11 protein-coding genes are annotated in these 13602 nt (G+C 69.8%); 9 read left to right on the top strand and 2 right to left on the bottom strand.

The genetic code is table 11. From position 1 onward, the window contains the following. Positions 1 to 11 precede the first annotated feature (11 nt). The 4 genes from ACIOVG_RS04470 (at position 12) to ACIOVG_RS04485 (ending at position 5194) form a co-directional block, all read left to right on the top strand. Positions 12 to 1388 (top strand): hypothetical protein, encoded by a 1377-nt coding sequence (locus ACIOVG_RS04470; protein WP_400869437.1) that lies wholly within the window; start codon positions 12 to 14, stop codon positions 1386 to 1388. 133 nt (positions 1389 to 1521) lie between these two features. Next, positions 1522 to 2856 (top strand): DUF2252 domain-containing protein, encoded by a 1335-nt coding sequence (locus tag ACIOVG_RS04475; RefSeq protein ID WP_400869440.1) that lies wholly within the window; start codon positions 1522 to 1524, stop codon positions 2854 to 2856. Then, positions 2853 to 3587: an ion channel gene (locus tag ACIOVG_RS04480; RefSeq protein ID WP_400869442.1), complete on the top strand. Its 735-nt coding sequence runs from the start codon at positions 2853 to 2855 to the stop codon at positions 3585 to 3587. Before ACIOVG_RS04475 ends, ACIOVG_RS04480 begins: the two co-directional genes overlap by 4 nt. Beyond that, positions 3584 to 5194: an MFS transporter gene (locus ACIOVG_RS04485; RefSeq protein ID WP_400869445.1), complete on the top strand. Its 1611-nt coding sequence runs from the start codon at positions 3584 to 3586 to the stop codon at positions 5192 to 5194. Before ACIOVG_RS04480 ends, ACIOVG_RS04485 begins: the two co-directional genes overlap by 4 nt. Positions 5195 to 5221: 27 nt before the next feature. Here the strand turns inward: ACIOVG_RS04485 and ACIOVG_RS04490 are convergent, their stop codons facing one another. After that, positions 5222 to 6226 (bottom strand): LacI family DNA-binding transcriptional regulator, encoded by a 1005-nt coding sequence (locus ACIOVG_RS04490; protein WP_400869448.1) that lies wholly within the window; start codon positions 6224 to 6226, stop codon positions 5222 to 5224. Between the two features lie 156 nt (positions 6227 to 6382). Between ACIOVG_RS04490 and ACIOVG_RS04495 the strand changes: the two genes are divergently transcribed. The 5 genes from ACIOVG_RS04495 (at position 6383) to ACIOVG_RS04515 (ending at position 12384) form a co-directional block, all read left to right on the top strand. Continuing rightward, entirely contained in the window at positions 6383 to 6781 is a 399-nt protein-coding gene (locus ACIOVG_RS04495; RefSeq protein WP_400869451.1) for an L-rhamnose mutarotase, read from the top strand. Further along, a complete protein-coding gene (rhaI, locus tag ACIOVG_RS04500) occupies positions 6778 to 7944 on the top strand; it encodes an L-rhamnose isomerase (protein ID WP_400869453.1) in 1167 nt (388 codons plus the stop codon). Before ACIOVG_RS04495 ends, rhaI begins: the two co-directional genes overlap by 4 nt. Before the next feature lie 4 nt (positions 7945 to 7948). Continuing rightward, the gene (locus ACIOVG_RS04505; RefSeq protein WP_400869455.1) at positions 7949 to 8785 is read left to right on the top strand and encodes an alpha/beta hydrolase; all 837 of its coding nucleotides are present in this window, start codon (positions 7949 to 7951) and stop codon (positions 8783 to 8785) included. Positions 8786 to 8807: 22 nt separating this feature from the next. After that, entirely contained in the window at positions 8808 to 10844 is a 2037-nt protein-coding gene (locus ACIOVG_RS04510) for a bifunctional aldolase/short-chain dehydrogenase (RefSeq protein ID WP_400869457.1), read from the top strand. A gap of 139 nt (positions 10845 to 10983) precedes the next feature. Beyond that, positions 10984 to 12384 (top strand): rhamnulokinase family protein, encoded by a 1401-nt coding sequence (locus ACIOVG_RS04515; RefSeq protein WP_400869460.1) that lies wholly within the window; start codon positions 10984 to 10986, stop codon positions 12382 to 12384. Between the two features lie 127 nt (positions 12385 to 12511). Here ACIOVG_RS04515 and rhaS read toward each other — a convergent pair whose 3' ends face one another. Then, entirely contained in the window at positions 12512 to 13555 is a 1044-nt protein-coding gene (rhaS, locus tag ACIOVG_RS04520) for a rhamnose ABC transporter substrate-binding protein (protein ID WP_400869462.1), read from the bottom strand. Between the last annotated feature and the right edge of the window lie 47 nt (positions 13556 to 13602).

Below are 13602 nucleotides of genomic sequence, written 5' to 3' on the forward strand. Positions count from 1 at the left end.
CGGAGCACCGGATGGCCTCGACGACGGAGGAGCTGCAGCAGCGACTGCGAGCACTGGAGGCGGAGAACGCGGCACTGCGGGCCGACATGGCATCCGACGCCCCCGGGGAACGACGCCCCCGTCGCACCTGGGGACGCACGCTCCTGGCCACGGTGCTGATCACGCTCGGCGCTCTGCTCGCGCCGGTCGCCGTCGTCGCCACCTGGGCGAACGTGCAGCTGACCGACACCGAACGATTCGTCGCGAGTTACGCACCGTTGGCCGATGACCCCGCCATCCAGTCGCTCATCACGACCCAGGTGATCGCGGTGATCGACGAGCAGGTCGACATCCCGACTCTGACGTCCGATGTGATCGACGGGATCATCGACCTCGGGACCGGCGACAGGGCGACCCGCGCGCTGGAGCTGCTGAAGGGGCCGGCGAGTCAGGGCCTCCAGTCCCTCGTCGCCACCGTCGTCGCGAGGTTCGTGGAATCGGAGGCGTTCGCGAACGTGTGGGCTTCCGCTCTCCGGGTGAGCCATGCCCAGCTCACCGGCGCGCTGCAGAATGACACGACCGTGGCGCTCGACCTGGGCGCCGAAGGCACGATCGGCATCCAGCTCGCGCCGATCATCGACGCCGTGAAGGACGCACTGGTCGAGCGCGGCGTGGGCTTCGCTGCGGCGATCCCGACGGTCGATCGCACGATCGTCGTCGCGACCTCCGATGCCCTCCCGACGGTGCAGCTCACCTACGGACTCGCGGTGGCGGCGGGCGTGTGGCTGCCGTGGATCTCGCTCCTGCTGCTCGCCGCCGGAGTCATCGCCGCGCATCGCCGCTGGACGGCCGGGATCACGGCCGCCCTCGCACTGGCCGGGTCCATGGTGATCCTGCTCGCCGGATTCGCGATCGGTCGCGTCTTCTTCGACGCCGCGATGCGCTCGGGGCCGGTACCTCCCGACGCCGGGGGCGTGATGTTCGAGACCTTCACCGGAGCGATGCGCGATACGGCCATCGCCGTGCTGGTCCTCTCCCTCGTGGTCGCCGTCGTCGTCTGGTTCAGCGGCCCCTTCGCCGTGCCCACCCGGCTGCGCGCCGCGACCAACGCCGGTGCCGCACGGCTGCGCGCGGGGTGGGAGCGTCACGGGGTGACGACGGGCCGCGTCGGCCGGTGGCTGTATGCGCAACGTACTCTGTTGCGTGTCGTGGTCGCGGCGATCGGCGCAGCGGTGGTGCTGCTGGTGCGGCCGCTGACGCCGAGCCTCGTGATCTGGACGCTGGTGCTCGCTGCGCTGGTCGTGCTGCTGTTGGAGCTCGCGGAGCGGCCGCCTGCGGAGGTCGATACCGCAGCAGAGGAATCCGACGAGCCGCCGGTGGGTGCCGCCGCCGCAGGTCAGGGGAGCTGACGTGACCGCCGGGGCGAACAGGGACGCGCACGACCTCGACGCGCCCGATCCGGTCGCCCCGAGCTTCGTCGCGCGCAGGAACAGAGGGCGCGAGGGCAGAGCCCGTGTTCCCCGGTCAGCGCACGGTCCCTGGATGCCGCCGCAGGATCGTGCCGATCCGGTCGCGCTGCTGGAGGAGCAGGCAGCGACCCGCGTCCCAGAGCTGGTTCCCCTGCGGTACGCGCGGATGTCCGAGTCACCGTTCGCGTTCTTCCGCGGAGCCGCCCTGCTGATGGCGTCCGACCTCGCGAGCGCACCGCACAGCGGCGTCACGGTGCAGCTCTGCGGCGACGCGCACCTGTCGAACTTCGGCCTGTTCGGCACACCGGAGCGGCAGCTCATCTTCGACATGAACGACTTCGACGAGACGTTCCCCGGCCCGTTCGAGTGGGATCTCAAGCGTCTCGCAGCGAGCTTCGCAGTGGCCGGACGACTGCGGGACTTCACCCCGCAGGAGATCGGCGAGTGCGTCACCTCCGCGGTGCGGGGGTACGAGGTCACGATTCGCCGAGCAGCGGATGCACCGGTCCTCGACGCCTGGTACGACCGTTTCGACGCGGACCGCGCGCGCCAGCGCATCCGCGCGGAACGCTCCCGACGCCGTGCGGACGACGAGGCGGTGGAACGACTCGACATCGCCCTGAAGAAGGCGCGCAAACGCGACCGGATGCGTGCCTTCGCGAAGCTGGTCGGCGTGGTGGACGGGCAGCTGCGGATCCTCGCCGACCCTCCGCTCATCGTGCCGGTCGAGGACCTCATCGCGCAGGCCGAAGGCTCCGTCGACGATGCCACGGCCATGCGCGAGATGCTCGACTCGTACCGGCAGACCCTTCCCGGACGGCGGCACCCGCTGTCCGAGTACCGGTATCGCCATATGGCGCGCAAAGTGGTCGGGGTCGGCAGCGTGGGCACCCGCGCGTGGGTCATCCTCCTCAGCGGCCGCGACGACGGCGATCCACTGCTGCTGCAGGCGAAGGAGGCACAGCCCTCGGTGCTCGAGCGCTTCCTGGGTCCGGGGACGCAGGCGAACGAGGGCGAGCGGGTGGTGGAGGGGCAGCGCGCCATGCAGGCGTCCAGCGACATCTTCCTCGGATGGCAACAGGTCACGGGACTCGACGGGCGCACCAGGGACTTCTACCTCCGTCAGCTCCACGACTGGAAGGGCGGGATCGATCCTCTGACGATGACGCCGCGCGGCGCCGCGCTGTACGCGCGTGTCTGCGGCGAGACGCTCGCCCGCGCCCACGCGCGCAGCGGCGATCGGCTCGAGATCGCTGGGTATCTGGGGCGCGGCCATGCGTTCGAGAGGGCGATCAGCGCCTTCGCGCATTCGTATGCCGATCAGAACGAGCGCGACTTCGGCGACTTCCGACGCGCGGTGGTATCGGGGCGCCTGCCGTCGTTCCCCGCCACGGAGGTAGAGCCGTGAGCGCGCCCGCGCTCCGCGACCGGGCGCGGCGGCGGTTCGTCACACGTCTCCGCGCCGACGGGGCGCGCACGATCGGCTACACGGTGCTCCTCGCGCTGCTCATCGCCTGCTATGCGCTGTGCGCGAGACAGCGCACCACCGATCCGAACCCGGTCGCGTTCCTCGTGATCCTCGCGACGGTCGCCGTCGTGTTCCGCGTCACCGATGCGCGCCCGTTCGTGCAGCACGTCGCCTGGGCCGTGCTCTCGGTCGCGGCGGTTGCGACGATCGTGGCCACACTGCTCGGCGCCGAGGGGCATGCGCTCGACGTGGTGCTCTCATCCGCGTCGATGCTCGCCCTCCTCGTGGCGCCCGCGGTGATCATCGGTCATCAGGCGACGCGTCGAGGACTCAACCTCGAAGCACTGCTCGCCGCGATCACGGCCTACGTGCTCGTCGGGCTCTTCTTCGCCTTCGCCCTGAACCTGCTCTCGCTGACGTCATCCGCCCCGATCTTCGACGGCGCCGAGGGGGATTCGCTCGCGAATCAGGTGTTCTTCTCGTTCACCACCCTGACGACCACCGGCTACGGCAACCTCGTGCCGGTGAGCACCGGCGCCCAGACCGTGGCGGTCGCCGAGGCGATCACGGGACAGTTCTTCCTCATCACGGCCGTCGCCCGCATCATGCGGGGCGCGAGCGGTCCGGCCACGGCACACGACGCGTTGCGCAGCCAGAAGGACACGCCGTGAAGAAGTGGACCGTCGTCGGGGTGCTCGGATGCGCGCAATTCGTGATGGTGCTCGACGGCACCGTGATGAACGTGTCGATCTCGACCGTCGTCACCGATCTCGACACGAGCGTCTCCGCCATGCAGGCCGCCATCACCTTCTACACGTTGACCATGGCGGCGTTCATGCTGCTCGGCGCCAAGCTCGGCGATGTCTGGGGGCGCCGCCGGGCGTTCGTGGTGGGCTCGTGCATCTATGCGGTCGGTTCGCTGATCACCGCTCTGAGCCCGAACGTGCAGTTCCTCTTCCTCGGCTGGTCCGTGATCGAAGGACTCGGCGCCGTGCTCGTGATCCCCGCGATCGCCGCCCTGGTGGCCGATAACTACCGCGGCGCCGACCGCGTCACCGCGTTCGCGATCATCGGCGCGGTGTCGGGAGCGGCGGTCGCGGCCGGTCCGCTGATCGGCGGGGCGGTGACGACGTACTTCGACTGGCGCTACGTGTTCGTGGCGGAGGTGGTGATCATGCTCGCGGTCGTGGCCTGCGCACGGATCATCACCGACGCCGGCACCAGGCAGAGCGCGCGCATCGACGTCCTGAGCGTCGTGCTCTCCTCGGTCGGGCTGGTGTTCGTCGTGTACGGCATGCTCCAGAGCAAGACCTGGGGCTGGATCGTTCCGCTGGCCACGCCCGAGATCGGCGGCGTCCCCGTCGCGCCCCTGGGGATCTCGATGAGCGCCTGGTTCATGACGCTCGGCGGGGTCCTCATCGCGGTGTTCGTCATCCGCCAACGCCGTCTGGCCGAGCAGGATCGCGCGCCCCTCGTGGACGTGCGGATGTTCTCGATCACCTCGCTCCGCAGTGGCCTGTCCGTGCTCGGCGCGCAGTACGCGGTGACCGCGGGGCTGTTCTTCATGGTGCCGGTCTACCTGCAGATGACCCTCGGGCTCGACGCCCTGGAGACCGGCATCCGCATCTTCCCGCTGTCGGTGTCGCTGGTGCTGTTCTCGATCGTCGGCACGCGGCTGTCGCATCGGATGACGCCGCGTGCGATCGTCCGCATGGGCCAGGTGCTGCTCGTGGTCAGCGCCGTCGTGCTGCTGGGCTCTGCGACGAGCGACCTGCGCAGCGGACTCTTCGCCGTCGGGATGTTCCTCGCCGGCAGCGCGCTCGGACTCCTGGCATCGCAGCTGGGGAACGTGAACATGTCGAGCGTCTCGGAGTCGCAGACCAGCGAGGTGGGCGGACTCCAGGGGGTCTTCCAGAACCTCGGCTCGTCGCTCGGCACCGCGCTCATCGGGTCGATCCTGATCGGTGCGCTGTCGACGTCTTTCGCCTCGGGCGTGGCGCACAGCGACCTCCCGGCCGAGACCAGGGCCACCATCAGCGCGGCCACCGAAAACGGCGTCACGATCGTCCCGGCGAGCACCGTCACGACGATCGCGGAGGACGCGGGTCTGAGCGACGAGGACGCGAGCACCCTCGCGCACATCTATCGCGACTCGCAGCTGTCGTCGCTGCGGGTGTCGTTCTTCGGGCTCATCCTGATCAGCCTGCTGTCGCTGCTGTTCTCCCGCGGCATCCCGACCGAGATCGCGGTCAGACGGCGGGCGAGCGCGAGCCCCTGACCCGGGTGCGGGCGGAGTGACGCGTGCTCAGGATCCGAGCGTGGAGGCCCGCGCGATGAGCTCGGGGCGGAACAGCACGTGCTCTCGCACCGGCGCATCCTCACCCTGGCTCCGCAGCAGCAGGTCGACGGCGGTCGATCCGATGAGAGCGGCCGGCTGGCGCACCGAGCTCAACGGGATGACGGCGGCGGCGGCGAAGTCGATGTCGTCGTACCCGATCAGCGCGATGTCCTGCGGCACGCGGGCGTCGCCCGTCATCACCAGGCTCTGCAGGATGCCGAGGGCGAGCAGATCGTTGGCGGCGAAGATCGCGTCGGGGCGGTCCGCAGGCTCCCGTTCCAGGATGTGCCGCCCGATCCGGCGCCCCTCCTCGACGCTGAGCACCGTGGTCGCGATGAAGTCGAGCGCCGCACCCGCCGCGTCCGCTGCGGCCTTCGCCCCCGCCTGGCGATCGGACACCTGGCGCAGAGACGCCGGCCCTCCGACGAAGGCGATACGGCGGCGTCCGAGCGCGAGCAGGTGCTCTGTCGCGAGCCGGCCGCCCTCGGCGTCGTCCACGGAGACGGCGGCGAACGCCCCATCGACGGACTCGCGGTCGACCAGCACGACCGGAGTGCCCCGGTCGCGGATCTGCGCCAGTTGGGGCGATGCCTCACTCAGCGGGGTCACGAGCACACCGGCGACCCTCTGCTCCTCGAAGAGGTCGAGGTGCATCAGCTCCCGCTGCTGCTGCTCGTCGCTGTTGGCGATCAGCACGGAGAGGCCGTGTTCATCGGCGCGCTCCTCCGCCCCCCGGGCGATCTCGGCGAAGAAAGGGTTGCGGATGTCGAGCACGACGAGACCGATGGTCCTGCTGCGTCCTGCCCGCAGCTGCCGGGCTGCGTCGTTGCGAACGAACCCGAGTCGTGCGATCGATGCCTGCACGCGGGCGACCGTGGCCGGGGACACCTTATCGGGTCGGTTCAGCACGTTCGAGACGGTACCGACGGACACTCCTGCATCTTCGGCGACCTCGCGCACGTTGACCGCCATGGAACTCCTTGCCGCCCTCTCGAGATGCGCGGTGAAACGGATCATCTCGGCACGCCCATCCAGCGTCTCACGCCACCTTGACAGCCGTCAACGTATCGCTTATCGTCGATCACGACCGACTTTTGAAACGATTCATTCCTTCGACGGAGATGTGACATGACCCGCGTCGCCTTCCAGCTCCAGGTGCGCCCCGAGCTGCTCGACGAGTACCTCGCCCGGCACTCGCCGGTGTGGCCGGAGATGCTGGCGGAGATCGCCGCCGCCGGCCGTCGCAACTACTCGCTCTTCCTCGGCGACCACGGCACGCTCATCGGCTACTACGAGACCGATGACGACGCCGCCGCCCAGGCGTATCTCGCAGCATCCCCCGTCGCCGCGCGGTGGGAAGCCGAGATGAGCCGCTTCTTCGCCGGGCTCGACGGCCGCCCCGACCAGGCCGCCGCTCCGCTCTCCGAGGTGTTCCACCTCGAAGATCAGCTCGCCGCCGGAGGCGAGCACGCCGCATCCGACACCGACTCCGCACCCCACACCGACTCAGAAGGCAGCGCATCGTGAGCATCCTCTCCCCCGAACACCTCTCCGCTCTCGAGCAGCAGGGCATCGAGCTCCCCAGCTGGGCGTTCGGCAACTCCGGCACCCGCTTCAAGGTCTTCGGCACGCCGGGCACGCCGCGCGACCCGTGGGAGAAGATCGCCGACGCAGCCCAGGTGCACAAGTACACGGCGCTCGCCCCGTCCGTCGCGCTGCACATCCCGTGGGACGTTGTCGACTCATACTCCGACCTGCGCAGGCACGCCGAGGACCTGGGTGTCGAGCTCGGCACCGTGAACTCCAACACCTTCCAGGACGACGACTACAAGTTCGGCGCCCTGACGCACGAAGACGCCGCCATCCGCCAGAAGGCGATCGACCACCACCTCGCCTGCATCGACGTGATGGACGCCACCGGCAGCCGCGACCTCAAGATCTGGCTGGCCGAGGGCTCGAACTACCCCGGGCAGGCCGACCTGCGCGGCCGCCAGGACCGCCTGCAGGAGTCGCTGCAGCAGATCTACGCCCGCCTCGGCGACGACCAGCGCCTGGTGCTCGAGTACAAGTTCTTCGAGCCGGCGTTCTACCACACCGACGTTCCGGACTGGGGCACCTCCTACGCACAGGTGAGCTCGCTCGGCGACAAGGCCATGGTCTGCCTCGACACCGGCCACCACGCGCCCGGCACCAACATCGAGTTCATCGTGATGCAGCTGCTGCGCCTCGGCAAGCTCGGCTCCTTCGACTTCAACTCGCGCTTCTACGCCGATGACGACCTCATCGTCGGCGCTGCCGACCCGTTCCAGCTGTTCCGCATCCTGTTCGAGGTCGTGCGCGGAGGCGGCCTGAACAACCCCGACGTCGCCTTCATGCTCGACCAGTGCCACAACGTCGAGGACAAGATCCCCGGCCAGATCCGCTCCGTGCTGAACGTGCAGGAGATGACGGCGCGTGCGCTGCTGGTCGACCGCGACGCGCTCACCGCCGCGCAGAAGTCCGGCGACGTGCTCGCCGCGAACGCCGTCTTCATGGACGCGTTCTACACCGACGTGCGCCCCGCCCTCGCCGAGTGGCGCGAGTCGCGCGGCCTCGCGAGCGACCCGATGGCGGCGTACGCGGCATCGGGCTACCAGCAGCAGATCGCCGCCGACCGTGTGGGCGGCGTGCAGGCCGGCTGGGGTGCCTGAGCCGATGACCGACATCGTCGTCGCAGGTCCGCACGGTCCGCTCGGACTGCGCGTCTATGCCGCGCCGGAGCCTGCCGGCCCCGGACTGGTCTGGGTGCACGGCGGTGGGTTCGCCGGCGGGGATCTCGACATGCCCGAGGCGGATTGGGTCGCGCACAGTTTCGCCGAGCGCGGGATCACCGTGGTGTCGGTGGACTACGCCCTCGCCCCTCTCCCCGCTGCCTGGGCCGCGGACGCCGGGAGCAGCCCCCGCGACGGAGTTCACTATCCGGTCGCCTCCGAGGAGATCGAGTTCGCGTTCCGCTGGGCGGTGGATTCCGGGCTCGCCCTCGGCCCCTGGTCGCTCGGCGGCGCGAGCGCCGGCGGCAACCTCGCGGCGGGCGCTGCGCTGCGGCTGGTGCACGGTGACGGCCCCGTTCCGGCACTCGCCGTGCTCGCCTACCCGACGCTGCACGCCGTGCAGTCGACGCCTGACGCCGCGCTGCGGGCTGCGCTCGACGCGGACCCGTCCGCAGACCTCTTCTCCCCCGAGGCCGTGCGGGGCATGTACGAGAACTACCTCGGTGGCCCGGTGGACTCCGCCGACATCTACGCGGTTCCCGGAACAGCGTCGGTGGCCGAGCTCGTCGGCTTCCCTGCGACGATCATGATCAACGGCAGCGTCGACGAGCTGCGCGTCTCCGGTGAAGACTTCGCCCGAACGCTGCGCGCCGCCGGTGTCGAGGTCGACGTATCCACCGAGCACGGCACCACCCATGGCCACCTCAACCGGCCGGAGCACAGTGCGGCGGCCGCCTCCATCGAGCGCTTCGCGGCGCGCATCCTCTCCCCCTCTGCCTGATCGAACCAAGGACACGACTCTGATGACGAACCCGACCGCCGCCGCTCTGATCGCGCGCAGCAACCGCCTGGGCGCCGACCCGAAGAACACCAACTACGCCGGCGGCAACACATCGGCGAAGGGCACCGAGACCGACCCGGTGACCGGGCAGCCGGTCGAGCTGCTGTGGGTGAAGGGGTCGGGTGGCGACCTGGGCACGCTCACCGAACAGGGCCTCGCGGTGCTGCGTCTGGACCGCATGCGCGCCCTCGTCGACGTGTACCCGGGCCTCGACCGCGAAGACGAGATGGTCGCAGCGTTCGACTACTGCCTGCACGGCAAGGGCGGGGCCGCGCCGTCGATCGACACCGCGATGCACGGACTCGTGGATGCCGCGCACGTCGACCACCTGCATCCGGACTCCGGCATCGCGATCGCGACCGCCGCTGACGGCGAGGATCTGACCTCGACGATCTTCGGCGAGAAGGTCGTGTGGGTGCCGTGGCGCCGCCCCGGCTTCCAGCTCGGACTCGACATCGCCGCGATCAAGGCGAAGAACCCGCAGGCGATCGGCTGCATTCTCGGCGGACACGGCATCACCGCGTGGGGCGACACCTCGGAAGAGGCTGAGGCGAACTCGCTGTGGATCATCGACACCGCGGCCTCGTACATCCAGGAGAACGGCAAGGCCGACCCGTTCGGCGCAGTCCGCACCGGATTCGAAGCCCTGCCGGAAGCCGAGCGCCGCGAGCGCGCCGCCGCCCTGGCCGGCACCATCCGTGGCATCGCCTCGACCGACAAGCCGATGGTCGGCCACTTCACCGACTCCGACGTCGTGCTCGACTTCCTCGCCTCGGAGCGCGCTCCCGAGCTCGCCGCCCTCGGCACCAGCTGCCCTGACCACTTCCTGCGCACCAAGGTCAAGCCGCTGATCCTCGACCTCCCCGCGACCGCGACCGCCGAGGAGCAGATCGCCCGCCTGCACGAGTTGCACGCCGAGTACCGCGCCGACTACCAGGCGTACTACGACGCGCACGCGACCGCCGAGTCTCCGGCCATCCGCGGTGCCGACCCGCTCATCGTGCTGGTGCCGGGCATCGGCATGTTTTCGTACGGCGCGAACAAGCAGACGGCGCGCGTGGCCGGCGAGTTCTACGTCAACGCGATCAACGTGATGCGCGGCGCCGAGTCGCTCTCGACCTACTCCCCCATCTCCGACGCCGAGAAGTTCCGCATCGAGTACTGGGCGCTGGAAGAGGCCAAGCTGCAGCGGATGCCGAAGCCGAAGTCGCACCAAGGGCGCATCGCGTTCGTGACCGGCGCCGCGTCCGGCATCGGCAAGGCCATCGCCACTCGTCTCGCGGCCGAGGGTGCCTGCGTCGTCATCGCCGACCTCGACCTCGAGAAGGCGCAGGCCGCCGCGGCGGAGCTCGGAGGCACCGACGTCGCGATCGGCGTCGCGGCGAACGTGGCGGATGCCGACGCGATCCAGGCGGCTCTGAACGACGCCGTACTCGCGTTCGGCGGCGTGGACCTCGTCGTCAACAACGCCGGCCTCTCGCTCTCGAAGCCGCTGCTCGAGACCACCGAGAAGGACTGGGATCTGCAGCACGACGTCATGGCGAAGGGCTCGTTCCTCGTGTCGAAGGCCGCCGCGCGTGTGCTCATCGACCAGAAGCTCGGCGGCGACATCATCTACATCTCGTCGAAGAACTCGGTCTTCGCCGGCCCGAACAACATCGCCTACTCCGCGACCAAGGCCGACCAGGCGCACCAGGTGCGTCTGCTCGCGGTCGAGCTCGGCGAGTTCGGCATCCGCGTCAACGGCATCAACCCCGACGGCGTCGTCCGCGGCTCCGGCATCTTCGCCTCGGGCTGGGGCGCGAACCGCGCCGCGACCTACGGTGTCGCCGAAGAGGACCTCGGTCAGTTCTACGCCAACCGCACGATCCTCAAGCGCGAGGTCGTGCCCGAGAACGTCGCGGATGCCGTGTACGTGCTGACCGGACCCGAGCTCAGCCGCACGACGGGTCTGCACATCCCGGTGGACTCCGGCGTCGCCGCGGCCTTCCTGCGATGAGCCCCCACCACTGCCGGCACCACCACTGCCGGCACCACCACCGAGTGCACGGCCTGGCGTCGAGTGCACGACCTGCCGACGCTGCGGACCCGTGCACTCGCGCGGATGCCGTGCACTCGACGAACGACGCGGCACTCGCATGAGCACCCGCAGTGTCGCCGCGGTCGACCTCGGCGCGAGCAGTGGACGCATCATGATCGGGCGCATCGGCGAGGGCGTGCTCGACCTCGAACTCGTGTCGCGCTTCCCGAACGGTCCTGTCGAGCGTGCGGACGGCCTGCACTGGGACTTCGGCGCGCTGTACGAGCACGTGCTCGACGGGCTCGCCGAGGCGGTGCGCCGGGAGCCGGGCATCGAGAGCATCGGCATCGACTCATGGGCCGTCGACTACGGCCTGGTGAAAGACGGCGAGCTCCTCGCCGAGCCTTTCCACTACCGCGATGAGCGCACCGTCCGCGGTGTCGAGGAGGTGCACTCCATCGCGCCCTTCCCCGAGCTGTATGCGCGCAACGGACTGCAGTTCCTGCCGTTCAACACGCTGTACCAGTACCGGGTCGAGACGCACCTCGCCGAGGCCGACACCGCACTGCTGATCCCCGACCTCCTCGCGTTCCTGCTCACCGGCACTGCCGCCGCAGAACGCACGAACGCCTCGACCACCGGCCTGCTCGGTGTCGCGGACAGCGAGTGGGACGCAGCGCTGGCTGACCGACTCGGAATCCCCTCGCGCATCCTGCCGACGTTGATCGACCCGGGCGCGACCGTCGGCCGCCTGCGCCCCGAGCTGGCCGCGCGCATCGGCAAGGATCTGCCGGTGATCGCGGTCGGCTCGCACGACACGGCATCCGCCGTGGTCGCCGCTCCCCTGTCGACGCCGCACTCGGCGTACATCTCGTGCGGCACGTGGGGGCTGGTCGGCATCGAGCTCACCGCGCCGGTGCTGACGGATGCCGCCCGCGAGGCCAACTTCACGCACGAACTCGGCGTCGACCGCCGCTACCGCTTCCTGCACAACGTCACCGGGCTGTGGCTGCTCAGCGAGACCGTGCGCGCGTGGGAAGCGGAAGACGGCTCGGCGATCGACCTCCCCGCGCTCCTCGCCGCCGCCTCCGAGGTGAGCGGCGAGGTGCCGCTCTTCGATGCCGACGACCCCAGCCTCAGCGCGCCTGGTGACATGCCCGCACGCATCGCGGCATTGCTCGGCGTCGATGCCCCCGCCTCGCGGCCGGCGTTCGCCCGGTCGATCGTGGAGTCGATCGCGAGCGCATTCGCGCAGGCCGTGCAGACCGCATCCGACCTTTCCGGCCGCGAACTCGACCGCATCCACCTGGTCGGGGGCGGCTCGCTGAACCGCCTGCTCTGCCAGGCCACTGCGGACCGCACCGGACTGCCGGTGCTCGCGGGGCCGGTGGAGGCCACCGCACTGGGCAACGTGCTCGTACAGGCCCGCGCCCTGGGCGCGGCGCCCTCGTCGCTCGAGGAGCTGCGCGCCCTCGTCGCCGCGACGCACGAGCCGGAGCGCTTCGACCCGCGGGCCTGACGGCGGCCGCCACCGGCGCTGGCCGGCGCTGATCCCGGTGCTGCCCCCGCCGGCATCCGTCACCGTCCGCCGGCACGAGAAAGGGGCGCCGGGGCCGAAGCCCCGACGCCCCTCAGAGGCGCTCGACTCAGAAGTCGAACTCGCCGATGTTGTCGGCGTTGAACTCGAACGGGTCGCCGAGCAGCACGACGCCGTCGGCTCCGACGGTGTACTCGCCGAGGTCGCCCGCCTCGAAGGTGTCACCCTCGGCGCCGGTGATCTCGCCCTCGATCAGAGCCTTGGCGGCGAAGGCAGCCAGGTAGCCGAGGTCGGCCGGGTTCCACAGCGCGAACGCGGTGACGGTGCCGTCCTCCACGTACTCACGCATCTGGTTCGGCGTGCCGAGACCGGTGATGGCGACCTTGCCCTTGAAGTCCGAGGTCGACACGTAGCGTGCGGCAGCGGCGATTCCGACCGTGGTGGGCGAGATGATGCCCTTCAGGTTCGGGTGGCTCTGCAGGAGCGCTGCGGTCTTGTCGAACGAGGTCTGGTCGTCGTCGTCACCGTAGACGGTCTCGACGATCGTGATGTCGGGGTACTCGCTGGCGACGTACTCCTTCATCAGGTCGATCCAGGCGTTCTGGTTGGTCGCGTTGGCGGATGCGGACAGGATCGCGACCTCGCCCGCGCCACCGATCTGGTCGGCGATCAGGTCGACCTGAACCTTGGCGATGCCCTCGGAGTCGGCCTGGTTGATGAACAGGTCGCGGCACTCGGGGTTGGTGTCGGAGTCGAAGGTGACGACCTTGACGCCGGCGTCGCGTGCCTCGTTCAGCGCGTCGCAGATCGCCTTCGGGTCATTGGCCGACACGACGAGCGCACCGACAGCCTGCTGCGTGGCGGTGTTGATGTAGCTGACCTGTGCGTCCGGCGTCGCCTCTGCCGGGCCGACCTCGGCGAACGTGCCGCCGAACTCGTCGACGGCCGCCTTGCCGCCCTTGCTCGAGGTGTCGAAGTAGGGGTTTCCGAGGTTCTTGGGCAGGAACGTGATCGACAGGTTGTCGGACCCGCCGCCTTCGCCCTCGGTGGATCCGCCCGAGCCGCTGCCGGTGTCGGCGCAGCCGCTCAACACGAGCGCTGCGGCGACGGCGACCGCCGCGAACGCAGCGATCTTCTTACGTGCAAACGTCATTGTTCTTCCTTTCGTGATGATCACCGCTGGCGGGTGCCGGCGATGAG

Origin of the sequence: Microbacterium sp. NPDC087591 (genome assembly GCF_044743625.1) — a bacterium.
In the GTDB taxonomy this organism is placed as follows: Bacteria; Actinomycetota; Actinomycetes; order Actinomycetales; family Microbacteriaceae; genus Microbacterium.